Here is a 25,093-nt window from a genome sequence, read left to right as displayed (position 1 = left end):
GCCATGGCAGGCACGACACACGACGTCCAGGCGGGGGAGTGCATCGCGACGATCGCGGCGAAATACGGTCTTCCGTGGAAGACGGTATGGGAGGCGCCGGAGAACGCGGCGCTGCGCAAGCTGCGCAAGGATCCGAACGTGCTCGCGCCGGGCGACAAGGTGACGGTGCCGCAGCCGAAGCCGAAGCCGTCGCCGATCGAGACGGGCAAGTCGCACAGGTTCGTGGTCAAGCGCGAGAAGGTCCGGGTCTACCTGAAGCTCACCGCGGGCCAAGAGCCGCTCGCGAACGAGCCCTGGGAGATCGAGTGCGGCGAGCGCAAGCTCGAGGGGACGACAGGGGACGACGGGACGCTCGAGGCCGAGGTGCCGGCGGATCAGGCCGAGGCCGTGCTGAAGCTGCCGAACCGGCGACAAACGTACAAGCTCGCGCTCGGCGAGCTCGAGCCGATCGACACGATCCGCGGGGCGCAAACGCGCCTCAAGAACCTCGGGCTTCATGCCGACGAGCCGAGCGGCACGCTCGACGAGGCGACGACCGCGGCGATCGAGGCCTTCCAGCGCGCCGAAAAGATCTCCGTGACGGGCAAGTACGACGCGACGACGCAGAAGGCGCTCGCGAAGGTGTACGGGCTCTAGCGGCTCAGGTGAGCTCCGAGTCCGAGCGCTTGGCCTTCTTGGCGTAGTCGCACTTCTTGTACACCGACTTGTGGCACAATCTGCACTCCTCCTCGGGGTGCTCGTTCGTCTTCAGCCCCGGCTTCACGTCGACGTGGTAATGGTGGTGGTGGCCCGATAACGCGAATGCCTCGGGCACCTGGTCGGTCACGTACTTGCAATTGAAGAGGACGCGCTTCGCGCCGTGCTTGATGAGCAGCTTCGTGAGCGACAGGGACTCCTCTTTCTTGAACGTCGCCCGGTTGATGCTGCACAGCTCATCGGAGTCGAGGTCCACGCCGGTGCCGTCCTGGTGGGACTTGTGCGGGTCCATCTTGCCACCGTTGTAGAGCGAGACGTCCCCGACCAGGAACAGCGACTTTCCTTGCTCCTTCCACGCCTTGCCCGCGGAGGTGAGCATCTTGATCATCTCCTTCGTGCCCCAGTTGTCCTTCGGGATGCAATTGTCGTCGCGCACCTCGTCGTACCGCTCGTAGTTCTCCGAAGGCGGGAGCTGATAAAACTGACCGTAATCGCCCGCCTTGTGCCCGGGCCGCTCGTAGTTCGCTACCTTCGTCTTTTCCTTGATGAGCTTCGCCGTCGCCGCGTCGACCTCCCCCGTCTCCTTCAACCCGTGCTCGCGCTGGAAGAGCATGACGGCGCCGCGCACCGTGCCGCCGAAATTGCCGTCGGCGTTCATCCCCTTGTTCGAGCTCGCGGCGCTGATCCAGTAGCCGAGCTTGAGCAGATCCTTCTGCAGCTCGACCACGTATGTGCCCTTCTCCTTGCGCGCGAGGCCGCCCCAGGTCTGCTTGCCGTCGTCGTCGCCCTTCTTCAGCACGTAATCGCCGTACGCGACGCCGGACCATTGCGTCTCCGTGGCGACCTTCGGATCCTCCTTCGTCTGCGCCGGCTCGGTGCGTGGGGCGGGGGTCTCCTCGATCTTGGTCATCGCGTAGACGAACCCGATCGGGTTGTAGTGCCAGACGATCGGGCTCTTCGGCAGCTCCACCTTCTTGCCCTCCGCCTCCTTCCACCACAGGTAGGGCCGCATCTTGTCGGCGAGCCCCGAGACGCTGTAGAGCCCCCTCGATTGGATCTGCGCGACGGCCTTGTCGATGTCGCAGCCCCACTCGCTCATGAACCGGCACGCGTAGTATCGCAGCGATTTCGCCTTGGGATTGTTCTTGTAGAAATCGTTCAGCTCGGACGCGGAGATCGTGTCGTTGTACCCCCAGAACTCCTGCTCGATCATGTCGAAAATCTTCTTCACGTCCATGTTCAGATTTTCGTCGGGATCGTCGGCGGACGGCCAGTCCGGGAAGAGGGGCTGCTCCGAGAAGACCTCCCAGTGAATGCCCGCCTGCGCCCCACCCGTCATCGTGCCCGCCGTCCAGATCTGCTCCCCCGCGACCACCGGTTTGTCGAGCTTGACCACGTCGCCGGACTTGAGCTTGTCGAGGATCTCCGCGCTCGGCGCCTTCGTGAGGCTCATGCGTTTGTCGAGCTTCGCGACGAACCCCTCCTTGTTCGCGAGCTTCGCGTCTTTCGCCTTGGTGACGCGGACCTTCATCCACTGATAACTCCCTGCGGTCACGAGGTCGGGGGTGAGCTGCACGAACGTGTCGCCGGAGACGAGCGTACCGATCTGCGTCTTGTCCGGATCCGGGACGCCCGGCGCGCTGCGGAGCCGGACGTCGTCCGACACGCTCCATTGCGCCCCCGAGACCCAAGGGATCGAGGCGAGGACGGAGTTCGTCGTGTCGAGCGCCTGGGGCCCGAGGTGCATGTAGAGCGAATACACCACCCGCGTCTCGGACGGCTTCACGCGCTCCTTCGGCGGCGCGTACCTGGGCGTGACGAGCAAGGACGTGGCGGCCACATAGCCGACCTTGTCCTTCAGGCCTTCCTTCGCCGATTTGGAAACGACGACGTGCGCCCACGAGACGCCGTCCTTCTTCGGATGGGGGACGGTCTTCAGCAGCACCTCGTCGCCCACCTTCAAGGTATCGACGACGGCCGCGGCGTTGCCCGGCTCCTTGCGGAGCACGAGCGTCTCGGCGCGGATCGTGTACCCGATGAGGGTGCGCTTGAGCAGGGCGTTCGCCTTGTTCAAGCGATCCCCGTCGATCTCGTGCCGGATCAGGATGAAGTTCCTGCTGCCGAAGGCCCCCTTCGATTTGTCCGCCGCCGCGGGCAGCCGCACGGCGACGATCCGCCCGTCGAACATCGCGTGGACCGCGGTCCCCTCGGCGACGTGCAAATGGGCGCCGCCGTGCCAGGTCGTATTCGTCCCGAGAGGGAAATAGCCGCTGTCGATCGTCTTCTCGGTGTGCTCGAACATCGCGAGCGTGGTCGAATTGTCGATCTTCTTCCCTTTGCCGATGTCCACGGGGAACCCCATGGACGGCGCGTCCCTCGGCGCGAGGGAGTCGCCCTTGACGAGCGTGTAGATGAGCGACCGCTTCCCGTCGGCCGAAGGCTTGGGCGCGAGCTCGTTGTTGATCGTGCCCTTCAGGGAGTGATCGGACTCGATGACCTCCATGAACCGCAGGTACCGGTCGCCGCGCATGAGGACCTGGCACCCGTCGGACCACCCCTTGCTGGGCGTCCAGCCGCTCGGCACCTCGCCGCCGTAATGGATGTTGATCGAGGCGTTCTGCGTGACCCCCGTGGTCTCAGCGCCCACGGATCCTGCCGCGCTTGCATCGTGCACGCGGACGATGCCGACCGTCGGGTCCGGGTTCAATGCGCGGTAACCGGCTCCCGGCGGCTGCGTCTTGTTCGTGTTGTAGTAATCGCGCCACGCGGGGAGCTTGTTGTACGGGTAGGGCGTGCCGTCTTCCTTGAGCTTCTTGTGGATCGCCAGGCAGTACTTGTGCTGCCCGAGGATGATCACGGCCCCCTTCGAGCCCGTCCTCGTCCACTCGCTCGAGTAGTGGAACTTCTCGACGTGCTTCGCGCCGTCCTTCTTGTAGACGAGGAAAAGCGTGTCGTCGTATTTCGTGTTCGTGCTCGGCACGGGCACCATCTGGTCGGCGTCGAACCCGCGCGCGCCGAGCAGGTTCACGCGGCCCTCCTCGTCCTGGAAGTCGAATTCGGGTTTGCCCTCGTTGCCGAACGCCTTCTGCTCCGCCTTCCACACGCTCCGGAGGTGATCGTAAAGCTCTGCCTCGCCCATCGTCTTGAGGTCAAACGACTTGGTCGGCGTGCTGTATGTCACATCCTCGTGATCGACCGTGTCGTCCGTCTGCGGCGCGTCCTTCAGGTACTTGCTCCGCCGATCGAAACGGTCCTCCGGCACCGCGCTCCAGTTCGACCGATTGGAGAGGTCCGCGCGGAAGCGCGCATAATCGTTCTCGACGACGACCTTCTGGATGCGCTTGCGCGACGCGGGCGTGTAGTCGCCGCGGAACCTGAGATCCACGAGCACGTCGAGGATGCGCGGGTGGAGCGTCTTGAAGTCCACGACGCCGTAGATGTTCTGACAATCTTCCTTGTCGCAGATGCGCTTGACGTCCTTCTCGTGCCACGCATACGTGGACTCGAAGAGCGCGAGCTGCTGGTCCCACGTGAGCTCGGGCAAGACGCCCTTGTTGTTCGTGACGAACGTCCGCGCCTCGGACCCCGTGAGCCCCGCGCCTTTGGCATACTTCTTCGCGACATCCGCGGACAGACCCGCCGCGACGAGGTCTTTTTCGACGTCCGCGGACGAACGGTCCTTCATGTCGTAGCCGCGGCCGATCGTCACGCCCGATCCCATCGTCGGGTGGTGGAGCACGCGCGAGTAATAAGGCGAGCTGCTCGAGTCGCTGCCCTCGGCCTCGAACGTGAGCACCCCTTTCGTCGGCATCTTCTTGCTCATGGCGTTCTCCAGGATGCGTCGTCAGCTCAAGCGGACAGGACAAACGGCCGCAGCACTTCGAGCGTACACACCGCTCGTGTCCCGTCCGCCGACCGCGCCACGCAGCGCACGCCCATATCCTCGATGGAGCCCTGCGCGGGCGGCCCCGGGGGGGACGCGCCGGCCTCGGGCTCCGCCGCAGGTTCGCGGTCCGGATCCCACTCGGGGATCCCGAGATCGGAGTAAAGGACTTCGTCGCTCATGTGCCTCGTTCTCCCGGCCCCCACGTGCTGCCATCGATATCCGGGAACGTGACGGTCCCGCTGCCCGACGGAATCCCGTCGACGCGCGCTTTCCCTTGGTCGTCGAGCGTCCCCTCGACCACCTTGCCGCCCTCGAGCTCGATACGATATCGCGCGCCGGCGCGGGGCTTCGGCGGGTCGTCGTCGTCGACGAGCTCGATCTCGACCCACGCCTCGTCCGCGGAGACCGCGGAGGACGACGACGAAGACGGAGGCGGCGGCGCGGCGGCGCCTGCGCTGCCTGCGCCGTTCGTCCCCCAAAACCCGGCGTCGATGTCCGGGAACGTGACGGTCCCGCTGCCCGACGGAATCCCATCGACGCGCGCCTTGCCGTCGTCGTCGAGCGTCCCCTCGATCACCTTGCCGCCCTCGAGCTCGATTCGATACCGCGCGCCGGCGTAGGGCTTCGGCGGATCGCCGTCGTCGACGAGCTCGATTTCGACCCAATCCAGCGCGGCCTCGGGGCCCTTCTTCCCGTCGCTTTGATCGCTCTTCACCGGCCCGGCCCCGACGGGATTGTCGAAGCGGCGGTTCGTGTCGACCCGCGTGAGCGGCCACATCAAATCGATGAGACCCTTTGCCGCCGGACGCGGCCCCGCCGCGATCTCGGCCGCCGCGGCGACGTACGCGTCCTTCACCTGCGGATCGGGCAGCAGGATCTTGCCCTGCGGGTGCAGTTGCAACCCGAGCTCGAGATCGACCTTCGTGTTCGCGAGCTTCACGCCGCTCGCCTCTTCGGCGGCGAGGAGCACGAGCTCCTTCGCGAGCGTCGAGGGACGTTTTTGCAGGCCAAACGCCCCGAAGAGCAGATCGCCGAGTTTCGCGACGAGCTTCAGCGTGGAGTCGATGATCTGATCGGACTCGACACGCGCGAGGACCGGATATTCGGGTGGGACCTCGGGCGCGGGGCGCAGGTCGCCGGCCTCGTTCTTCGGGCCGGTCAAAGGTGTGGCGTCCGCGCCTTCGACGAGGAAGCCCTCGAGCTCGATCCCGATGTCGAGCGGGCGCACGTGGACGAGCGTGAGCGAGCCGCGCAGGTAACGGTCCGCGAGCTGCTCGATCACGAGCTCGTCGCGCATGTTGTGGATCGACGTGCGATGCAGCTCGTCGGCGAGGATGCGCCGAAGCTCCAGCATGCCTCCACGATCGGTCGCGACGCTGCGCAGAAAGGCGAGGATCCCGTGCCTGTCGAGGCGCTTCGGCCTCCCGAACTGGAAGAGACCATGGCCCGTTCGGAAGAACGTCATCGGCAGGTCTCTTCCTGAAAGCACACCACAGCGCGCTCGATCATCGATGAGTGTGCGCCGGAGATCAAGCCTCTTGCCGAAAACCCGAGAAGCCCGGTACGCTCTCGTCTGAGATCCATGCCTTATCCGCAGGGCACCCTCGGCATCGCCATCTCGACGCCCTTCGGCGCGGACGCGGTGCTGCTCGTCGATCTGCATGGCGAAGAGCGGATCTCGGGGCTCTTCCGCTTCGAGCTCGAGCTTTTGTCGCCGGAGAAGGCGCTCGACTTCAAGGCGATCGTCGGCAAGGGCGTGACCTTGACGATCCGGGGCATGGCCAAGGAGAAGCCGCGCTTCATCCACGGGATCTGCACGCGGTTCGTCCAGGCGGGGCGCGTCGGCAAGCAGACGCGTTACCGCGCGGAGCTGCACCCGTGGTTATGGCTGCTCGGCAAGACCAGCGATTGCCGGATCTTCCAGGAGAAGAGCGTGCCCGACATCCTGAAGGCGCTCTTCCAGGAGCTCGGCTTCTCGTCGGGCGAGCACTTCAAGGATTCGCTGAAGGGCTCCTACGCCCCGCGCCCCTACTGCGTGCAGTACCAGGAGACCGCGCTCGATTTCGTGTCGCGGCTCATGGAGGACGAGGGGATCCATTATTATTTCAAGCACGAGGACGGCAAGCACGTGATGGTGCTCTCGGACGACAGCGCGTCGGCCGCGCCGTGCCCGAACCTCGACAAGGCGCGGTTCGTCGAGCAGTTCTCCACGTCGACGGACGAGGACGCGGTCCTCGAGTGCACGCTCGAAGAGGAGATCGTCGCGGGGAAGTACGCGTCGACGGATTACAACTTCGAGATGCCGAGCACGTCGCTGCTCGCGGAGGTCTCGGGCGAAACGGCCAAGCTCGAGCTTTTCGAGTACCCGGGCGGGCACATCGAGAAGAGCCCGGGCGACACGCGCGCGAAGCTCCGCATCGAGGCCGAGGAGGCGCGGGCGGTGCGTTTGTCGGGTACGTCGAGCTGCCGCGCCTTCACGGCGGGGCACGCGTTCAAGCTCGACGAGCACGATCGGGACGACGCGAACACGGACTGGGTGCTCACCTCGATCATGCACCGCGCGAGCCAGGAGGGGTACACGAATACCTTCGAGGCGTTCCCGAAGAAGACGTCGTACCGCCCGCCGCGCATCACGCCGAAGCCCGCGATCCCCGGCACGCAGACGGCCGTCGTCGTGGGCAAGAGCGGCGAGGAGCAGTGGACCGACGAATACGGGCGCATCAAGGTCCAGTTCCACTGGGATCGCAAGGGCGCGAAGGACGACAAGAGCTCGTGCTTCGTGCGCGTCGTGCAGGCGTGGGCGGGCAAAAGCTGGGGCGCGTGGTTCTTGCCGCGCATCGGGCAGGAGGTCGTCGTGAGCTTCATCGACGGCGACCCGGACCGGCCGCTCGTGACGGGCTCGGTGTACAACGCCGAGCAGACGGTGCCTTATGGGCTGCCGGGCGCGCAGACGAAGAGCACGATCCTGAGCCGATCGTCGAAGGAGGGCGAGGCGGGGAACGAGCTGCGCTTCGACGACAAGAAGGATAACGAGGAGTTTTACGCGCACGCCCAGAAGGACATGCTCTTCGAGGTGGAGAACGACTGGACGGTCAAGGTCCTCCACGATTATACGAAGAACGTCAAGAACGAGCGGAAGGTGACAATCGAAGAGGGCGACGAAACGCTCACGGTCACCAAGGGCAACCGCACGATCAAGGTCGACAAGGGCGACGAGACGCACAGCGTGAAGGGCAAACGCACGCTTACGATCACCAAGGACGAGGCGCACACGAACAAGGCGAACCTCGATTACAAGGTGACGAAGAACTACACGATCAAGGTCGACGGCGACCTCGTGATCGAGGCGAAGAGCGTCACGATCAAGGCCAAGCAGGCGTTTTCGATGAAGGCGGGCACGGATTTCAAGGCCGAGTCCGGGACGGGGATGACGCTCAAGGCCGGCACCGATTTCAAGGCCAAGGGCGGGACGAACATGACGCTCGAGGGCGCGATCGCGCTGAAGGCGAAGGGCGGCGCGCAGGCGGCGGTGGAGGGCGGCGGCATGCTGACCTTGAAGGGCGGCATGGTGAAGATCAATTAGCGAGGATCCGATGCCGACCGACCACGAAGAGCGCGACGAGAACGGCAAACTGATCTCCCGGTTCGAGATGGAAGACGGCGTGCTCCACGGCGAGTTCGTCCAGTACGGGGAGACCGAGAAGCAGATCGCGCACCGGGCGAATTACAAGAACGGCAAGCTGCACGGTTTGTCGATCACGTACGATCCGGAAGGACGCGAGGTCGAGCGTTCCTCGTTCCAGGACGGCGTGCTCCACGGCGAGACGAAGCTCGTCGACGAGAACGGCAAGGTCTCGCAGGTCGTCACGTTCGCGAAGGGCGAGCAGCACGGGCCGACGCGGCTCTACGACGACGGCCGGCTCCGGACGCTCATGCATTTCGAGAAGGGCAAGCAGAACGGCCCGTTCATGTCGTTCGACGAGCAGGGCAACGAGGTCGTCCGGTCGTTCTACAAGAACGGCAAGCTCGAAGGGGAATCCTTGTTCCTCGACGGCAAGGGCAACACCCTGCGCAAAGCGAGCTACAAGGCCGACAAACTGCACGGGGAGGTGATCGAGTACTTCCCGAACGGCGAGGTCCGCGAGCGCGCCATCTATGACAACGGCAAGAAGCAGGGCGACGCGTTCAGCTACGACGTGCAGGGCAAGCTGAAGGCGAAGGCGACGTACAAGGACGGCGAGAAGCGCGGCGAGGTCGAGTACGACGACAAGGGCATTCCGAAGGCGAAGGAGGAGAAAAAAGAGTCCTTCTTCGACAAGGTCGTGAACAAGCTCGCGGGAGGCTGACGATGGGCCAGCACGTATGCATGGGGGCGATGATGCAATGCAGCTTCGGCGTGGCGCCGAGCTCGCTCACGGTGCTTCCCGCGAACCGGACGATGAACAGCGCGGGGCCGCTGGCGAACATCATGGACGGCAAGCCCATGCTGAACGTGCTGCCGTTCGGGATGTGTCAGAGCCTGGCGAACCCGACGGTGGCCGCGGCGACGGCGGCGGCGATGGGCGTGCTCACGCCAATGCCGTGCATTCCGAACACGCCGGCGCCGTGGATCGTCGGTGCCCCAACGGTGCTGCTCGCGAACATGCCCGCGCTGAACAACAGCTCGAAGCTGATGTGCATGTGGGGCGGGGTGATTCAGATCTCGTTCCCCGGGCAGGTCACGGTGCAGGTGCCCTGAGCGCTCTTCAAGGCTTGTTGCCGCTGCCAGGCCATTTGCTGCCGGGGGCGGCGGGAACGACGGGCTTGGCCGCGGGCGTGGCGGGCGGCGCGGGCGCGGCGGGCGCGGGTTTCGCGCCGGCAGGGATCACGGGGGCGGCGGGCGCGGCGGGCGCGGGTTTCGCGCCGGCAGGGACGGCGGGCGCGGCCGGCGGCTTCGGCGCGGGCGCGAAGGGGGCCACGTCCGCCGGAGCGGGAGGCGCGGGGGCCTGAGGCGCGGGGGCGGGAGGAAAGGCGGGCTTTTCGCCGGTTTTTGGCACCCCGGGCATGCCGCCTTCGGGCACCTGCGGTTTGCCTTCCGGCATCGCAGCTTTGCCTGGGGGCGCCGGAGCCTTGCCTTCCGGCACGCCGGGCACCGCCTTGGCAGCCGGAACGTCTACCTTGGCAGCCGGAATGTCTACCTTGGCGGCCGGCGCCGCCTTCGGGGCGGCCGGAATTTCTACCTTGGCGGCCGGCGCCGCTTTCGGGGCGCCCGGAATTTCTACCTTGGCGGCCGGCGCCTCTACCTTGGCGGCCGGCGCCTCTACCTTGGCGGCCGGCGCCTCTACCTTGGCGGCCGGCACCTCTACCTTGGCGGCCGGAGCCGCTACCTTGGCAGCCGGATCCGGTACCTTGGCGGCCACCGCCGCTACATCGGCGCCTGGTTCCGGTTTCGAGACGTCCAGTTCCGGTTTCGAGACATCCGGCGCCGATTTCGGGACATCCGGCGCCGATTTCGAGGCATCCGGAGCCGCCACCTTGGCATCCGGAACCGCCACCTTGGCATCCGGAACCGCCACCTTGGCATCCGGAACCGCCGCCTTGGCATCCGGAGCCGCTGCCTTGACATCCGGAGCCGCCGCCGCGCCGTCCGGAGCCGCCTCCGCGCCGCCCGGAGCCGCGGCCGCCTCCCCTTCCGGAGCCGCCGCCTCGCCCTCGGGCACCGCCAAGCCATCCGCGCCGCCCGCATCCGCGCCCGCCGCCGCGCCATCCGCCCCGCCGGCCTTGGCCTGCGCACCCGCGCCGGCTTGCGCGCCGTCGCCTCCCTTGCGCACGTCCTGGGCCTCTTTCATCGATTGCATCGCGGCCTTGCCGGCATCCTTGACGATGTCCTTCGCCTTTTCGAGGCCCTTCGTCAGGTTCTCCGCCGACGCCTTGATCGCGTCGCCCGTCGAATTCGCGGCCGCCACGACCTCCGCGGCCGCGGCCTGCGCCGCCTGCGCCGCCTGCGTGCAGGTGTCCGTCGCCTCCTTGGCGACCGCCGTCATCTTCTCCTTCGCCGCGGCAATGACGTTCTTGGCCTTCTCGCCCTCCGTCCGCACCTCGCCCATCTGCTGCGAGAGCACGTCCGTCAATGACTTCGCCGCGCCGTCGAATCCAGCCGCGCTCATCGCGGCCGCCGCCTGCTCGGCTGCATTGTTCACGGCCTCGGCCGCATTCACGCCCGCCGTCACCGCGGCCTGCGCCGCATTCGCCGCCGACGCGATCATCCCTTCGAGCCCGCCCGAGACCGCGAGGTTGATCGCGCCCGCCGCGTCGAGCCCCGCGCCCGCCGGGACGATGAGCGCGAGCGATCCCTGCACCGCGCCGAAATCGCCCCGGATGCCGCCGAGGACCCCGTACGCCGCTTTTTTGATCTCCGACAGCGTCGTCCGCGCCTTCAGGAGAATGTCGTCCTTCGTCGCATTGGCGAGCCCCTTCGCCAGCGTGATCTCGCGCTCGACCGCGAGCCGCGCGACCTGCTCCAGCTTGATGAGCCGCGCCGGGATGTCGTTGACGAGCGCATTCGTCTTTTCCTCGAACGCGGCGCCGAGATCCTTGAAGCGCTGGATGGACGTCTCCACCGTCCTGCGAATGGAGGCCACGAGCGCGAGGACCTGCGTCTCGATGAGGTCCTTCATCTCCGAGGCAAGCTGCTTGAACCGCGCCTCGGCCGCCTTGATCGCCCCCATGATGTCGGCGAGCGTCTTCTCGTAGAACGTCTTGCCCGCCTCGACGAGCGCATCGGCCGCGGCCTTGATCTGCTTCTTGCAGTTTTCGAGGTAATCGGGGATCTTCTTCGTGATCGCGTCGACGAGCGTCTTTTGCAGCTCCTCGAACGTCTTCTTGACCGCCTCGCCCTTGTCCTTGATGGACGACGCGATGCTCGTCGCAATCTGGACCGCCTGCATCGCAAGCTTCGGTCCGAGCGCGGCGATCTGCGCGACGACCTTGATACCCTGCGCCTGGATCTTGGGCTTCAGCAGGGTCGCCTGCATCTCGAAGTCCTTGATCAGCTTCTCCCCTTGGGCCTTCGTCTTGGCCTCGATCTGCTTGATCGCAGCCTCGCCCTTGGCCCGGATCTTGGGGATGACCGAGGTGTCCTCGGAATAACCAGCGCTGATGAAGTCGGCGAGCGCGTCGTCGTGCCCTTTCGCGCCCTCGGCCACGAGGTCCCGGACGATCTTGTCGGCATCGAGGTTCAGGTCGGCCTGGAGCGCCTTGATCGAGGCGTTCATCTTGCCGCCGAGCTCCTCGACCGAGCCGATGACGGACTCCTCCATCGTCTGGAGGATCTTCTTGCATTCAGCCTCGAACGTGCCGAGTAGCTCGTTCGCCGCCTTGCGGACGTCCTCCAGCGTGCCGAGCGTCAGATCCCGGATCTGTTCGAGCAGTTTGTCGAGGAGACGATCGAGATCCGCCTTGATCCCACGCACGAGCGCGAAGCCGTCGGCGAGGAGTTTGTCGACGGTGCTCGTGATCGTGAGCAGCGCCTGGTTGAGCAGCTCCGCCGTGCGCGCCACGAGCCCGTGCGCGAGGTTCGAGATCTCGTCGATCGTCTTCTGGATCGCGTCATTGACCTTCGCGAGGATGTCCTGCGCACACTGGTTGATGCGAGCGGGGACCTCGCCGATCGCGCGCCGCACGTCGCCGATCGTCTGCATGATCGTGTCGTCGGTCTGCTTGACCAGCGACTTGAGCGTCTCGCGCGCCTGCTCGATCGAGTCCTTCGTGGCACTACGCAGCTCCGCGACGACGGCGTCGACGTTCGCCGACATCTCGACCTTCGCGCCGTCGTGATCCGGCACCTTGGCGAGCGCCGCTTCGAACTTGCCGCGCACGTCGTCGCCGATCGCCTGGATCTTGCCGTCGATCTGCCCCTCGAGATCGCCGAGCTTCTGATCGACGGTGTCGGCCTGCGTCTTGACCGCATCGAGGACCTTCTTCGCCTGATCCTCGCCGAGCTGTCCGATCTCGTCGATCTTGCCCTTCGCCTGATCGGCCGCGTTCCGAATCTGATCCTGCGCCGTCTTGACGAGCGAGTCTTTTTGCGATTCGAGCTTGCCCTCGACCTCGTCGACGAGTCCGTCGAGTTTGTCCTTGGCCGTCTTGATCGCATCCTCGCCCATCTTCTTGAGCTCGGGCGTGATCCCTTTGAGCTGGCCTTCCGTCTCCTTGATGGCCGTGTCGATGCCGGACGAGATGCCGTTCTTGGTCTCGTAGAGGGCCTTGTTGAGCTTGAGGATCTGCTCTTCGGCCTTGCTGATGATCTGGTTCGTGGAGTCACGGACGGTAGAGACGCCCTTCGTGACCGTGACCTCGGCCTTGTCGATCTGCTCCGTGGCGAACTTCCCGAGCTTGCTCGGAATGCTCTCCGTGGCGCCCTGGCTCTGTTCTGCAGTCGTCATAAGGCCTCAGCAGAACGATATCCCGGCGCGCAGACGGTTGACAAGGGAGTGTTTCAGCCGCCCGGCGCCTCACCGAGGCCTTTCCGAATGGCCGCACGCGACAAACGCACCTCGCGCACCCTGCCGCCGTGCTTGTTCACGTTTCCGAGCCAGGCGATTTGGCCGAGGAGCGCGCACGTGGCGCGGCCGAGCTCGATCCGCGGCGCCTCGCCCTCGGCCAGCACGAGGATGAGGCCAAAGTGGAATCGTGCGCCTGCATAAAAACGGACGAGGGAGCAGAGAGGCCGGAGCGCGTCGCCGTCCGGGAGGAATCGCAGGAATTCATCGAGCTTCATGGGCCCGATGCGCAGATCGAACGTGGACTCCTGATCCCAGAAACGGCCCCCCAGACATGCGTCGCGGCCGAGTGCGCGGTTCTGACCGGATCGGCCGATCGCCGTGCGATCGTTTTCCTCGATCGGGTGAAAGGCGCCTGTGAGCGGGATGGGCTCGATGGGGACGCCGAAATGCCGGCGGAGAATGGCGACGAGGCCTTCGAGCGAACGGGACTCGCTTCCGAGGTTTGCCGCGTGTTCGAGCAGGGCGCGATCCTGGACCGCGAGGCGGCCTTCGAGCGCCTGAAAGCCGAGGCCCATGAGCGCGAAGAGGTGCCGCGCCGCGCCGTCTTTTTCGGGCGAGGAGATGCCGAGGCCGAGGCGATGGTTCTTGCGGATGCGATATGCGAACGAGACGAGGCGATGGTTGAAGATGTCGAGGAAATCCCGCGCCGCGGTGTCGCCGCGGACGGCGCGCATGTAAATCGACTCGACGATCGGCGGCGGCAGTGGGCCGAGGGCGCCGCCGAGACCGAGGAAGTTCACGAGCATCTGCGCGGGCTCGCGTTCGCGGTGCGGCGGGCGAATGCGCGCGACGTCGGTCTCGGGGAAGGCGAGCGCGATGCTCCCGGCGAATCGCACGGACTCGCGCGAAGGATCGGAGCCCTCGCCGACGGGGACGGCGTCGCCTTCCCGAAAGCGTTCGAGGAGGGAGACGGCCTGATAAAAATCGAAGGCGTGCCCCTCGTCGAAGAGCCAGGCCTCTACAGAAGGGCTCTTTCGCCAGCCGTGGGCGGCCATCGTTTCCAGACCTCCGCGCGCGAGGCGCGCTTCAGGACGAGCTCGGTGAACGCATTGATGTGCGCCTGCAAGGCGAAAAATCGGCTCAAGACCGAGGCCAAAAGGACCGGGCTCGATCCGGCGAACTGCTCGTCCGCGAGCGTGAGCGTGATCTCGAGGCCCCGGCAATACCCCCGCCACGCGTCATTGCCGAGGCGACGCGTGACCACGCGGCTCGAAATTTCGAGGAGCGCGTCGATCTGGCGCTCGGCGTCGGGCGAATCGCCGAAGACGTAGGCGCGCAGGATCTCGCGGAGCGCGGCGACGCCGGTCTTGCCGTCCGTGATCGAGAGGTGGTTCTGCGAAAGGTTCGAGACGAGCCGCCAGAGCGCTTCGCCGCCCATCGGCGCGGCGCGCTGGGGGGTTGGTTTCGTCAGACAAACGATTTTCTTGGCCGGGACGGGGCGCTCGGGGGAGAGCTGCGTGTCCTTGGCGATCTCGTTCGCGAGGTCGCGGTTCGTGCAGAGGACGCCGGCGTAAACGGTCTCCGACGGGGGACGTGAGAGCTTGAAATCGGTGTCGACGAACGTGAGCCAGACGTCGGTGCCCGGCAGATCCTTGCGGCCCGTGGCGACGCGGCGCGCGTGCCAGAACGCGCGGGGTCTTTCGCCCGCGCGGTGGTGCACGAACGAGAAGAAAGGCGCGTAATCGATCTGCTTGGGCTCGCCGGGCGCCGTGGCCGCGACGCGCGTGATCGAATGGATCTCCGTGGTCCGCTCGCGACGCGCGTCCGCGACGAGGCGATATTCGGGCCGGGTGTGATCGACGCGGATGGGCTCGGCGCTGCGCGGGAAGAGGTTGATGATCGGGGTGCAGCCGAGCTTCAACGTCGTCGGGCGAACCGCGACGCCGGCCGGCGGCTTCTGATCGAAGAGGACGAGGATCTTCGCGTTCTTGCGCGGCGGGAGCTTCGGCAGTTCGAGGTCGAAGAAATGGAACTTCTCCGGGAACGCGAAATACTCCTGCACGAGGCGATGGCCGCGGTGCGCGTGCGGCGGATACGGCAGGACGTCCTCGTTCGCCTCGAAGCCGACGGGCCGGATCTTTCCGTAGGCCCAGTCCTCCGAGGGTTTTTCCCCGACCACGAGGACCTGCACGGCGTGCGCCGCGAGCAGATCGTAGAGGCGCGCCGCGCCCATGCCCCCGCCCGTGATGTGGAAGCGGAGCGAGCGCATGCCGAGTTTGTCGAGCGGAACGCCGCCCGTCGCGATCTCGATCTCCAGCGCCGCCGCCGCGTTCGTGAGCAGCCACGAGGGAACGTCGAGGTTCTCGGGCGGGACCATGCCCGCATTGACGATCTCGATCGGCCAGAGCGTGACCGGATACGCGGTGCGGAAATGACAGACCGGCCCGGTTTGCGAGGCCGCGAAAAGCGGCGTGTGCTTCTCGACCGTGTACCCGGAGCCGAGCTTGGCCTCCTTCGGGTCGATCTCGAACCCGGCGATCGCCATCGCCGGCACGGGACACGCGAGCTGCGGATAAAGGGTGCCGAGCAGCGAGGTCGTGTAAATCGGCAGCTCCGCCTCGATGTCGCGCGTGAGGCGCGCCGAGAGGAACGCGAATGCCTCGACCAGGCGCTCGACGTGTGGATCGGACGAGGCCTGGTTCGAGGTGCCGAGGCGCGCCGCGATCTTCGGATAATCCTTGGCGAACTCGGCGCCACGCTCGCGCAGATACGCGAGCTCACGCGCATACAGCTCGAGCATTTCCCGATCCGGATCACCCTTGCTCATGCGGCCCCCGGGCCTCCTTCGAGCGGCGCCTCGAACGAGAGGGGCTCACGCACCTCGTCGGTGACGAGCGTCGCCGAGAGCGCGACCACGAGGCGCGCATGCGGCGGCGCGTCCTCGCATCGCTTGATTTCCACGCGTACGTTCTGGAGCCTCGGCTCGTACGCCTCGATCGTCTTTTGCACGAGGCGCACGAGACGGCGAAGCTCCTCCGGGACGAGCGCACGGCCGCCGAGCTCGAGGTCGGGCAAACCATAATCGATGGTCGTGCGCTGCCGGGAGAGAGCCTCGTCGCCGGAGATGGGGCTGCGGGTGCCGAGGATTCGACCGAGCTCGCGGGCCACCGAGGCGCGCAGCCCGTCTCGATCGAGGGTGCAATAGGGGACGGCTTCCTGTTTTTGAGCAGGGTTCTCGTCGACCAGCCGGTCGAACAGGGGAACCCTGCCCGCGCTCGTGGCTCCCCACGCTTTCGCCATTCTGTCGTTCCCCTGGGACGCCGAATCGTCCTCGGGTTAGAGCTTCTTGTTTTCCTCGAGCGTCCACCCCGCCTCGGCCGTGCCCTTCTTGCCGGCCGGCGAAGGCTGGCCCTGCTGGGCGTACGACCACTTGATCTTGCGGTAGTTGAACGTGACCGTCTCGACCGGACGACCGCCGCTGCCGCCGCTCACCGCGACGTTCGTCAGGATCACGTCCTCGAACGTGATCTTGTAATAAAGAACCATGTCGCCGTCATTCTTGTCGGCCTGGAAGACGGTGAGCTCGGCCTTCTTGATGTTGTCGCCGCCGCTGCACTTGAGGTTCAGCGTGGGCGACGAGATGTCGAGATACTTGCTGAACGTGAAGTCCGAATGAACCGTGCGGCCGTGCGCGCGCGCGTTCGCCGAGCCGCCCGCCGTCAGAGGCATCGCGACGGTGTGGCTGAAGGAAAGGATCTCGATCTTGTCCTTCCCCTGGCTCGCCGTGCTCTCGCCTTTGACGCCCTCGATCTCCAAGAAACTAGTTTCCATCGTGCAATCCTCCGCGTCCCCGTCGACCGTCGCCGCCCGCGCGCTCCCTTCGAGCGCGGGACGGCAACATCCTGATGTACCCTACACCGATTCGCGAGGCCCGTCACGCAGCCGGAGGCGGAAGATCCGCCACGAGGCGCATCGAGACCGTGAGCTCGTTGAGCTGGAAGTGCGGCTTCAAGAAAACGACAGCACGGTACGCGCCGGGCTTGCCGGGCACGTCCGTCACGTCGATCCGCGCCTCACGCAAAGGCAGTCGCGCCTTCGTGTCCTGACCCGCGTCGTCGTTCAGGAGCACGTAGTCCGCGATCCAGTTGTTGAGGTACGACGACACGTTGTCCTTCGTCATGAAGCTGCCGATCTTGTCGCGCATCATGACCTTGATGTAATGGGCGAACCGGCTCGTCGCGAGGATGTACGGGAGCTGCGCCGACAAACGGGCGTTCGCCGTCGCCGAGGGCAGGTTGTACACCTTGGGCTTGTTCGCGGTCGCGCCGCCGAAGAACGCGGCCTGGCCGCTGTTCTTGCGATAACAAAGCCCGATGAAGCCGAGCTCCGAGAGCTCGTTCTCGCGGCGATCGGTGATCGCCACCTCGGTCGGCGTCTTCACCGCGAGATCGCCCTCGCTCGTCTTGAAGACGTGCACCGGGAGGTTCTCGACGAGGCCGCCGCCCTCGACGCCGCGGATCGCCGCGCACCAGCCATAATGCGCGAACGCGTTCGTGATGCGCTGGCCGAGCGCGTACGCCGCGTTGCCCCAGAGGAAGTTCTTGTCCTCGGCGCCGACGTTCTCCTCGTAGACGAACCCGTCCACGGGGACGCCCTTCGGGCCATACGGCAGGCGCACGAGGACGTGCGGCAGGACGAGGCCGACATAACGGCTGTCCTCGCTCTCGCGGAACTCCTTCCACTTGATGAGCTGCGTGCTCTCGAAGAGCTTGGCGAGATCACCGGGCACGCCGATCTGGCCGAAGTTCTCCATGTCGAAGAGGTGCGGGCTCGCCGCCGAGATGAAGGGCGCGTGCGCCGCCGCCGCGACCTTCGAAAGCTCGGTCAAAAGGCCGACGTCCGGATTCGAACCGTCGAACTCGTAGTCGCCGAGAAGCAGGCCGTAGGGCGCGCCGCCAAACGTGCCGTACTCCTCCTCGTACACCTTCTTGAAAAGCGAGCTGCGATCGAACTCGGGCGAGGCTTCAAAATCCTTGCGTAGCTCGTCCTTGCGGACGTTCATCACGCGAATCTTGAGACGCGTGCTCGTCTCCGTGTTCATGACGAGGTAGTGAAGCCCCCGCCAACGCGACTCGAGATACTGGAACTCGGGCGCGTGCAGGATCGCGTCGAGCTGCTTGCCGATGATCTCGTCGATCTCGTTGATGCGATCCTGAATGGCCGCGACCGCGCCGAGATCGAGGGCCCGCTGCTTGTCGTTCGGATCCCGCTCGTCGAGGATCTGCTGGCAAAACTCCCCGATGATGTCGCGCGCGTGCTTCTTCTGAACGGGGTTGTCCCCGCGAACCATCGCGCCCTCGGAGAGGATCTGATCGATGATGGCAGAGCCGTCCGCGCTCGAGGCGATGAGTTGCTTGACGCTTACAGTTTCCGGCATGTTCGTACCCTCCGCGCGGCCTAGCTCTGATCCTTGGAGACTTCCGCCGTGATCTTCTGGAGAGCATCCGTGCTCTCCATGACCTCACGCAGCGCCGCCGAAAGCTCGTCGTTGCCCTCGAGCTTGGCGAGAAGATCGTTCAGGCGCTCGCGCGCGCGAAGAAGCTTGCGGAGCTCCGGGATCCGCTCGACGAGACGCTCGGGCCGGAAATCGTCGAGGTGCGTGAACGTCAGCGGAATCCCGATCTTGCCGGTGCCCTTGAGGACGTCGTCGACCTTCACCGTGATCTCGGGCTTCGTCGAGGCGAGGACGTCGTTGAAATTGTCGCGGTCGATCTCGACAAACTTGCGATCCTTCAGCTTGGGCAGCGGGTTTGCCTCGTTCCGCCCCAGGTCGCTGAGCACGCCGACCACGAACGGGATCTCTTTCTTCTCGATTGCGTTGCCCGTCTCGACGTCATAGGTGATCTGCACACGCGGCGGACGGTTTCGGTCCAGCCAGTGCTGCTTGCTCTCTGCCATCGATGGCTCCCTTCCTCGGCTCTCGCGGCGGCGCCGCGGCTTGCGAACTCTCCGAAAACCCGCCCGCGCACGGCGCGTAAGGCTGGCGCATTACCCTTTTACCGTGCCCAGGCTCGTCAACACAACACCCTCGTAGGGGCGCTCTCTCGCACCCCCCCTTTTTCCCCCCGGCGTTACTCCTCCCTCCCGCGCATCCCGAGCAAGCGCTGTATCGCCACGAGATCATCGGGGTTTCCTACGAACTCGTAGAGGAGCTGGGCGAGCGACATGTTGCCCCACTGCACCGCACGTTTGACCAGGTACGGCACAGGGCTGTGCGGCTCGGTCCGCATGAGGTACTCGGCCGCCTCGGCGAGCCGATAATAGGCGTCGGCGCGGCTCGTGATCGCAAACGAGCCGCCCGCCCCTCCCCCGGAAGGCGCCGTGAACGCCGCCGCAGCCGCAGCGGCCGATCCGAGCGGCGGCGGGCTCGCCGCGGGCGCGCTCGCCACGGGCACGCTCTCGCCGTTGATACGCGCCGTTTCGCGCGCGAGGAGCTCGATCTGCGTGAGGACCTCCCGCACGCGGCGGAGCGTGGGCGGGCGCGAGATCTGCGCGGCGATCGCCGCCTCGGCCGCCTCGGCCGCCATGATGGCCGTGCCCGCGTCGAGCGCGATGTCGGTCCAGCGCGTGCCCGCGCCGCCGAGCGAGATCTTGGCGAGCAGCGATTCTCGCGTGGGCCGCGCGCCCTCCCCTTCCCCGTCGGCGGACACAGACGCGCCGCCGAGCTCCCAATCGAGCAGCGAAAAGGATCCGTCGCCCTCCGTGAAAGGCGTGCGGCGCAGGCGATCGGAGAGGACGTCGTCCATCCACTCGTAAAGCGCGGCGCGCGCCGCGGCGTCGGGGTCGTCGCCCACCTCGGGGAAGAGGCCGTCCCAGAATCGCTCGCAGAGCCCGGTGACGAGGGACAAACCATGGCCGAGGCCCTTCACGCGGTAACGCCGGAGCCACGCCTCCACGAGCCAGGCCGCGATCTGGAGGTCCTTCGATTTCTTGCGCAGCGCTTCCTGGCAAAGTTTGTCCACGAGCGCGAGGTCGGAGACCTTGAGCTTGGTCTCCCATTCGCCCATCGGCAGCGAGGGGTCGTCCTCGCGGCGCGCCTCGCGGACCCGATCGTAGGTGCCTTCGTACCGGAGAGACGTGCCACAAGGCGCCTCCTCGGAGATGGGCTGGAGCAGGATCTCCAGATCGATGAGCGGGGCCTTCGTCGACATCGAGGCTCTGTCTCCTAAAGGTTCGGGGCGATCGCCGGAAACTCGGGGTATCGGAGGAGCCGGTCCTTCTCGACGCCGGTGAGCGCGACGCGGATGAAGACACGGACGGTGTTGGCGTCGGTGCCGACGCGCTCGATGAAGCCACCCGTCGGATCGGGCGACGATTGCACGACGAAGCCGAGCACGTGCGAGCCCCCCTCGGTCTTCTGCGAGCCGTCGCGCGCCGCGGTCTGATGGAACGCGATCATGCGCAAGAGCGCCCAGGGGCCGCGCTCCTCGAACGTGACGGTCCGATCATTGACGAAGACATTGGGGCCCTGCGTCGGCAGCGGGACGTCGAGGCTGCTCTTCGCCCAGCGCAGATCGAGGCGGACCGAGTCGTTCACGCGCCAGCTCGCCTCGGCCTTGGGGCCGTCGCGCCACAGGCGTTCGTCCGCGAGGCGCACGGCCCACTCGGCGATGCGGTTGCCGCCGACCTCGAGGCCGGGATTGACGCGGAACTCGACCTTGACGTCGTAGATGCCGTCCTCGGCCGACTCGACCTGCGCCCACATGGGCATCATGAAGGCGCGGACAGCCTCGATCTTTTCGAGGAATCGCCCGACCTCGCCGGCCGAGGCCTTCGTGTCCTTGCCGAGGACGTAGCCGAAATCGGAACGGAAATCGGCGGCGTCCTGGAGGAAACGCCGCACGGTCTCGGGCCGCGCGTCCTCGACGCGGATGCCCGGCTCGATCTTCACGAAGGGGAACTTGCCCGACAGCTCGCGGTTGAAGGTGCGGCGGAGCGCGGCATAACGATCACGCATCTCCTCGCCGGCAAGGACGCGGCACCGCTCGCGCAGCTCCTCGACGATGTACTTCTGCTTGCCCGCGAAGAAGCCGCCCGCGCCGTCGACGCCGGCGCGTTTGTCGAGCTCGGCGATGCAGTTCTTCGCCGTGATGAGCGGGAGATCCGAGAGCATGAAGGTCTCCAGGTTCGAGACCCCGTTGCCCGCCTTCTTGTTCTCGTAATCCTTGAGCGGCCAGGCGACGTTCTGCCAGAGCGAGACGTTGGGATCGCCGCTCGCGTCGCCCGCGACCTCGGGGCTCTCCATGGCCGTGAGCAGCGGCTCGGCGAGCTCCTTGTGCAGCGTGGCCGCCCGGGTGCGCTGGGCCGCGGCATACTCGGACAAACGCCCGGCGTCGGGGACGCTGAACGCCTCGAACGCCGGCGTCGATTTGCCATCCCACCAGGTGAAGCCGCCCTTCTTGAGGCCGTAGAGGTTCTCGGCGCGCAGGACGTCGGCGCCGCGGCCGAGGACCTCGGAGCCCTGGCCACGCAAGACCTCGCGCAGACGATCGCGGGCGTCGTCCATGCGCAGGCGCACGAACGCGCCGATCATCTCGCGAATGGGCGCCATCGCCTGGCCGAGGTTCGCGGCGTCGGCGCGGACGTTCTCGAACTGGCGATTGTTGTTCCCCGACAGCGGCGTGGCCGGCCGCGCGGCGCGGGCGACAACGCCGAGGGTGTTCGCCTTGACCTGGCGAACCGTGAGGTCGGAGATGGTGTTGCGGATGCGCGAATCGACCGTCTTGAGGACGCCGCCCTGGACGAAGGCCTCGTAGTCCTTGGGCAAACGCGCGGCCTCTTTGAGCACCTCGCCGTCCCAGTCGACACGCGAGCGATCGACGTCGGGCGTGAGGGTCTTCTCCTCCTCGGCCGTCATGAACGTCTGCTGGCGGAGCGCGTCGATGGGCGCCTTGAGCCCGAGGATGAAGGGCGAGAGGCGCATGAGCAGGACGCCGCCCTTGCGCTCCAGGATGGGCCCGGAGAGGGGCGCGCCCGCGCTCGCGACGTAGGTCTTGAGGTCGAGCAGGCGCGCGTCGACGCCGCCGCGCAAGGACGCCTCGACGTCGGGGCCGAGGAGGCGCGAATTCTTGACGGTCTTGAGCAGGTTCGCGATGCCCTCGTTCGGCGGGAGCGACTCGCCCGAGACCCAGGAGAGCGTGGGCGCGCCGAGGTGCGCTTCGACCCGGGCGATCGTGTCGCGCAAGGTCCAGAGGTCCTGCACGGTGTACTCGGCGCCCTTCGTTTCGAGGTCCTTCAGGCTCTGCACGAGCTGCTCGACGTCGGCGCGGACGACGGCGTCGCTGTAGGCTTCGAGGACCCGATCCTGCAGGCCCTTGAAGAGCGCCGTGGCCTTCTCGCGGGCCGGATCGCGGCGCGGGGCGACGTCAAAGGGCTGACGGCGCGCGCCGCGCGTGAGGGCGTTGCGGTAGTAGTCGACCGCGATCGTGGGCGAGGTCTTGTAGCCGAGCAGGTAATCCGAGAGGTCGGCGACGCTCTGCATGCGGGCGTCGGGCGTGGCGTCCTTGGGCAACTCGCCGAGCAGGCCGTCGTGGCGCGCGACGTGGGCCTCGAACGCGGTGAGCTCGCGCAGCCACGTCTCGAGGTTGATGTACTCCTGGCTCTTCTCGACGCTGAGGGGGAAAAACGCGTCGGGCGGGGGCTGCGGCGGGAGCGGGCGCAAGAGGTGCGCGGCCTCCTCGTTGAGGCCGGCGCGGAAGGTGTCGACGAGGACACTCTCGAGGGCCACGACGAACGCCTGATCGACGCGGCGATCGAGGCGGCCCCACCAGGAAGAAGGATTCAGCGGGGAGCGGAGGCGGCCCGACTCTTCGATCGTTTCGAGTTTTTCGATCAGGGCCTTGGCGCGGAGCTTTTTGGCGTCGAAGTTCGCCTCGGTGCCCGGGGCCTCGCTCTTCGCCGAAAGGACGTTGCTCTGCACGTCGCGGAGGAACGGCATCAGCGCGTTCGTGCGGCGTTCGAGGCGCGAGGCGTCGATCCAGAGGGCCGCGAGGAAGGCGCCGCCGAGGCAACACGCCACGATCTGGAGCGCGAGGTTGATACGCCGTCGGCTCCGGAGCGCGGCGGCCGCGGGCTGGCCGAGGTTCCGCTCGGCAAACACTTTGTGCTCGAAGAGGTCCTTCGAGAAGAGGACCTTGCCCGACCCAGCCGCGGCCGCGGGCGGGGGCGCGAGCGCGGCGGGCGTGGCGCCCGGGGCCGTGAGCTGCGGAGGACCGGGCGGATCGGCGAGGCCGCAAAAGTAGATGCCGCGGAGGGTGAGCGTGTCCTGGCCGGCGCCTTCGAGAAAGACGGGGTCGACGTAGGTTTGCAGGCCGTCGGTGAGCGCCTCGATCTCGCTCGGGAACAGGAAAAAGTCGTCAGGCGCGCGGACGACGGAGGGGCCGGCGAAGCGTCGCGCCTGGTAACGGAGGAGTGCATCGCGGACGGTGCCGAGCGCTTCGGAGGCCCAGTCCTCGGAGCCGTCGGTGAAGGGCGGGTGCGGGCTCGACCAGCCGAGGATGTCGTCGCGACGGGTCTGCGCGACCTCCATGCCGAGGCTACGGAAACCGGCGAGGCGATCGGTCTGCGTGACGATCACGTAGACCGGGACGTTCATGCCGAGGGTTTGCTGCGCCAAGGAGATGGCGGCGCGCAGGATCGTGGCCTTGCGCTTGCGCTCGGCGGGCGTGGAGCGCGCCGTCTGCATGATCTCGGCGCAAGGGACCGTGAGCAGGATGCCGTCGATGGGGCGATCGGGGTGGAGGCGCTTGAGCTCCTGGAGCAGGGCGCGATACGGCGGATCGGGCGCGGCCGTGCCGCCCTCGCCGAAGAGGAGGCGGCCGGCGACGTCGACGAGGAGGGCCTTGCCGAGCATCCAGAGGTTGACGGACGACGTATCGCCGGGCGCGGGATCGCCGCCCTCCATGAGCTGGACGCTGAGGCCCGAGCCGCCGAGGAGCGTGGTTTTTCCGGACGAGGGTTCGCCGAGGACGAGGTACCGCGGCATCTCCTCGCGCGCGGTCTTGTCCTGGACCTTCTTGACGAGCGCGGCTTTGGCCTTGGCTACGGAGGCGCGGATCTCGGCGATGGGATCGGGCGCGCCGCCCTGCCTCGCGAGCTCCGCGGCCTTCTGCGCTTTCTTCTTCTGCGCGAGGACGAACGCGTAGATCCCGACGCCAACGACGGCGAGCGCGATCAGGCCGGCGACGATCTTGAGGAGGGTGCCGACGGTCACGTGGCGTCCTCGATGCGGTCGAGCACGGTGTCGAGCTCGGCCGTGCGATAAAGCCAGAGGATCTCACCGATGACGATCCAGCCGAGGATGACGACGAGGAACGGCAGGATGCCTCGGGAGAGGGAGGGCAAACGCTTCTGGGGTGTATCGGTCGCGGTGTGCTCGTGCGCCTGGGGGCAGAGGTCTTCGCCGCGGACGATTTCGGGATCGGTGCGGGCGAGGAAGTCGACGATACGCGCGCGGTAGGTCTCGGGCTCGCCGGTGCCGAGGGGCGCGTACCGGCCGCGGAAGCCGAGCGCGAGGGCCGTGAGGTACACCGTGAGGAGCTGCGACGACGCCGGGGTGCGTCCATTGAGGGCGTCGTCGATGCGGTTGAAGAAACGATCGCCCGAGTCGCGGGTCTGAAAGACGATCGATTCGAGCGGTTTGTCTGCCCAGTACTCTTTGCCGAACCAGTCGAGGTGGAGGAAGACCTCGTCGGCCATGGCGATCATGACGTAGCGGGTCTCCTCGAAGAGGCGGCGTTCGTGCTCGGGGAGCGAGCTCTGGATCTTGCCGGCCTGCTGTTCGAAGGCGTCGAGGAGGCGCTGCTGGACGGCGTCGTGTGGCATGACGCCGCCCGAGGCGACGACGACGCGCTTCTGCGTGACGACGTCCGCGTGGAAGTTGCAGAACGCGTCGACGAGGACGCGCTGGTCCCGCAGGGCGGCCTGTTTGGGGCCGAGGGCAAAGCGTCCCGGAGAAGCAGCCATCGCG

At 66.7% G+C, this 25,093-nt stretch carries 17 protein-coding genes; 5 read left to right on the top strand and 12 right to left on the bottom strand.

What is annotated here, in order from left to right; all coding sequences use genetic code 11:
• Positions 1–3: 3 nt before the first annotated feature.
• Positions 4–636, top strand: coding sequence for a peptidoglycan-binding protein (locus tag KEG57_RS30440; protein ID WP_272421928.1), 633 nt, complete (start codon positions 4–6; stop codon positions 634–636).
• Between the two features lie 4 nt (positions 637–640).
• Here KEG57_RS30440 and KEG57_RS30435 read toward each other — a convergent pair whose 3' ends face one another.
• Genes KEG57_RS30435 through KEG57_RS30425 form a run of 3 tightly spaced genes read right to left on the bottom strand, consistent with a single transcriptional unit; the run spans position 641 to position 6,047 of the window.
• The gene (locus KEG57_RS30435; RefSeq protein WP_272459081.1) at positions 641–4,519 is read right to left on the bottom strand and encodes a penicillin-insensitive murein endopeptidase; all 3,879 of its coding nucleotides are present in this window, start codon (positions 4,517–4,519) and stop codon (positions 641–643) included.
• Positions 4,520–4,545: 26 nt separating this feature from the next.
• Complete coding sequence (locus KEG57_RS30430; protein ID WP_272421926.1) at positions 4,546–4,761, bottom strand: hypothetical protein; 216 nt, start codon at positions 4,759–4,761, stop codon at positions 4,546–4,548.
• A complete protein-coding gene (locus KEG57_RS30425) occupies positions 4,758–6,047 on the bottom strand; it encodes an MSCRAMM family protein (protein WP_272459080.1) in 1,290 nt (429 codons plus the stop codon). Before KEG57_RS30425 ends, KEG57_RS30430 begins: the two co-directional genes overlap by 4 nt.
• Positions 6,048–6,164: 117 nt before the next feature.
• Between KEG57_RS30425 and KEG57_RS30420 the strand changes: the two genes are divergently transcribed.
• The 4 genes from KEG57_RS30420 (at position 6,165) to KEG57_RS56165 (ending at position 11,314) form a co-directional block, all read left to right on the top strand.
• Entirely contained in the window at positions 6,165–8,165 is a 2,001-nt protein-coding gene (locus KEG57_RS30420; RefSeq protein WP_272459079.1) for a type VI secretion system Vgr family protein, read from the top strand.
• Positions 8,166–8,175: 10 nt separating this feature from the next.
• On the top strand, positions 8,176–8,928 hold the full coding sequence (locus KEG57_RS30415) for a toxin-antitoxin system YwqK family antitoxin (protein ID WP_272459078.1): 753 nt from the start codon (positions 8,176–8,178) through the stop codon (positions 8,926–8,928).
• Positions 8,929–8,930: 2 nt separating this feature from the next.
• Positions 8,931–9,320: a DUF4280 domain-containing protein gene (locus KEG57_RS30410; protein WP_272421922.1), complete on the top strand. Its 390-nt coding sequence runs from the start codon at positions 8,931–8,933 to the stop codon at positions 9,318–9,320.
• 305 nt (positions 9,321–9,625) lie between these two features.
• Complete coding sequence (locus tag KEG57_RS56165; RefSeq protein WP_372518186.1) at positions 9,626–11,314, top strand: hypothetical protein; 1,689 nt, start codon at positions 9,626–9,628, stop codon at positions 11,312–11,314.
• 1,744 nt (positions 11,315–13,058) lie between these two features.
• On the opposite strand, the gene tssG is transcribed toward KEG57_RS56165, so the two are convergent.
• The 9 genes from tssG to KEG57_RS30360 form a co-directional block, all read right to left on the bottom strand.
• A complete protein-coding gene (tssG, locus tag KEG57_RS30400; protein ID WP_272421919.1) occupies positions 13,059–14,120 on the bottom strand; it encodes a type VI secretion system baseplate subunit TssG in 1,062 nt (353 codons plus the stop codon).
• Positions 14,084–15,892, bottom strand: coding sequence for a type VI secretion system baseplate subunit TssF (tssF, locus tag KEG57_RS30395; protein ID WP_272421918.1), 1,809 nt, complete (start codon positions 15,890–15,892; stop codon positions 14,084–14,086). The genes tssG and tssF overlap by 37 nt, the downstream gene beginning before the upstream one ends.
• Positions 15,889–16,365, bottom strand: coding sequence for a type VI secretion system baseplate subunit TssE (tssE, locus tag KEG57_RS30390; RefSeq protein WP_272421917.1), 477 nt, complete (start codon positions 16,363–16,365; stop codon positions 15,889–15,891). The genes tssF and tssE overlap by 4 nt, the downstream gene beginning before the upstream one ends.
• Before the next feature lie 36 nt (positions 16,366–16,401).
• Positions 16,402–16,896: an Hcp family type VI secretion system effector gene (locus tag KEG57_RS30385; RefSeq protein WP_272421915.1), complete on the bottom strand. Its 495-nt coding sequence runs from the start codon at positions 16,894–16,896 to the stop codon at positions 16,402–16,404.
• A 103-nt stretch (positions 16,897–16,999) separates the two neighbouring features.
• On the bottom strand, positions 17,000–18,502 hold the full coding sequence (gene tssC / locus KEG57_RS30380) for a type VI secretion system contractile sheath large subunit (RefSeq protein WP_272421914.1): 1,503 nt from the start codon (positions 18,500–18,502) through the stop codon (positions 17,000–17,002).
• A gap of 20 nt (positions 18,503–18,522) precedes the next feature.
• Positions 18,523–19,023 (bottom strand): type VI secretion system contractile sheath small subunit, encoded by a 501-nt coding sequence (tssB, locus tag KEG57_RS30375; RefSeq protein WP_272421912.1) that lies wholly within the window; start codon positions 19,021–19,023, stop codon positions 18,523–18,525.
• A 173-nt stretch (positions 19,024–19,196) separates the two neighbouring features.
• Entirely contained in the window at positions 19,197–20,276 is a 1,080-nt protein-coding gene (tssA, locus tag KEG57_RS30370) for a type VI secretion system protein TssA (protein ID WP_272421911.1), read from the bottom strand.
• A gap of 14 nt (positions 20,277–20,290) precedes the next feature.
• Entirely contained in the window at positions 20,291–24,337 is a 4,047-nt protein-coding gene (locus tag KEG57_RS30365) for a type VI secretion system protein (protein ID WP_272459077.1), read from the bottom strand.
• Positions 24,334–25,089 (bottom strand): DotU family type IV/VI secretion system protein, encoded by a 756-nt coding sequence (locus KEG57_RS30360; protein WP_272459076.1) that lies wholly within the window; start codon positions 25,087–25,089, stop codon positions 24,334–24,336. Before KEG57_RS30360 ends, KEG57_RS30365 begins: the two co-directional genes overlap by 4 nt.
• Positions 25,090–25,093: the final 4 nt, after the last annotated feature.

It is taken from the genome of Polyangium jinanense (genome assembly GCF_028435365.1).
This window is presented reverse-complemented; position numbering and strand designations above follow the sequence as displayed.

Bases quoted from the DNA above. Each gene is read 5' to 3' on its own strand.
- KEG57_RS30410 (WP_272421922.1), top strand. From the start codon at position 8,931: ATGGGCCAGCACGTATGCATGGGGGCGATGATGCAATGCAGCTTCGGC.
- tssG (WP_272421919.1), bottom strand. From the start codon at position 14,120: ATGGCCGCCCACGGCTGGCGAAAGAGCCCTTCTGTAGAGGCCTGGCTC.
- tssC (WP_272421914.1), bottom strand. From the start codon at position 18,502: ATGCCGGAAACTGTAAGCGTCAAGCAACTCATCGCCTCGAGCGCGGAC.
- KEG57_RS56165 (WP_372518186.1), top strand. From the start codon at position 9,626: ATGCCGCCTTCGGGCACCTGCGGTTTGCCTTCCGGCATCGCAGCTTTG.
- tssF (WP_272421918.1), bottom strand. From the start codon at position 15,892: ATGAGCAAGGGTGATCCGGATCGGGAAATGCTCGAGCTGTATGCGCGT.
- KEG57_RS30385 (WP_272421915.1), bottom strand. From the start codon at position 16,896: ATGGAAACTAGTTTCTTGGAGATCGAGGGCGTCAAAGGCGAGAGCACG.
- KEG57_RS30425 (WP_272459080.1), bottom strand. From the start codon at position 6,047: ATGACGTTCTTCCGAACGGGCCATGGTCTCTTCCAGTTCGGGAGGCCG.
- tssE (WP_272421917.1), bottom strand. From the start codon at position 16,365: ATGGCGAAAGCGTGGGGAGCCACGAGCGCGGGCAGGGTTCCCCTGTTC.
- KEG57_RS30440 (WP_272421928.1), top strand. From the start codon at position 4: ATGGCAGGCACGACACACGACGTCCAGGCGGGGGAGTGCATCGCGACG.
- tssB (WP_272421912.1), bottom strand. From the start codon at position 19,023: ATGGCAGAGAGCAAGCAGCACTGGCTGGACCGAAACCGTCCGCCGCGT.
- tssA (WP_272421911.1), bottom strand. From the start codon at position 20,276: ATGTCGACGAAGGCCCCGCTCATCGATCTGGAGATCCTGCTCCAGCCC.
- KEG57_RS30435 (WP_272459081.1), bottom strand. From the start codon at position 4,519: ATGAGCAAGAAGATGCCGACGAAAGGGGTGCTCACGTTCGAGGCCGAG.
- KEG57_RS30415 (WP_272459078.1), top strand. From the start codon at position 8,176: ATGCCGACCGACCACGAAGAGCGCGACGAGAACGGCAAACTGATCTCC.
- KEG57_RS30420 (WP_272459079.1), top strand. From the start codon at position 6,165: ATGCCTTATCCGCAGGGCACCCTCGGCATCGCCATCTCGACGCCCTTC.
- KEG57_RS30360 (WP_272459076.1), bottom strand. From the start codon at position 25,089: ATGGCTGCTTCTCCGGGACGCTTTGCCCTCGGCCCCAAACAGGCCGCC.
- KEG57_RS30430 (WP_272421926.1), bottom strand. From the start codon at position 4,761: ATGAGCGACGAAGTCCTTTACTCCGATCTCGGGATCCCCGAGTGGGAT.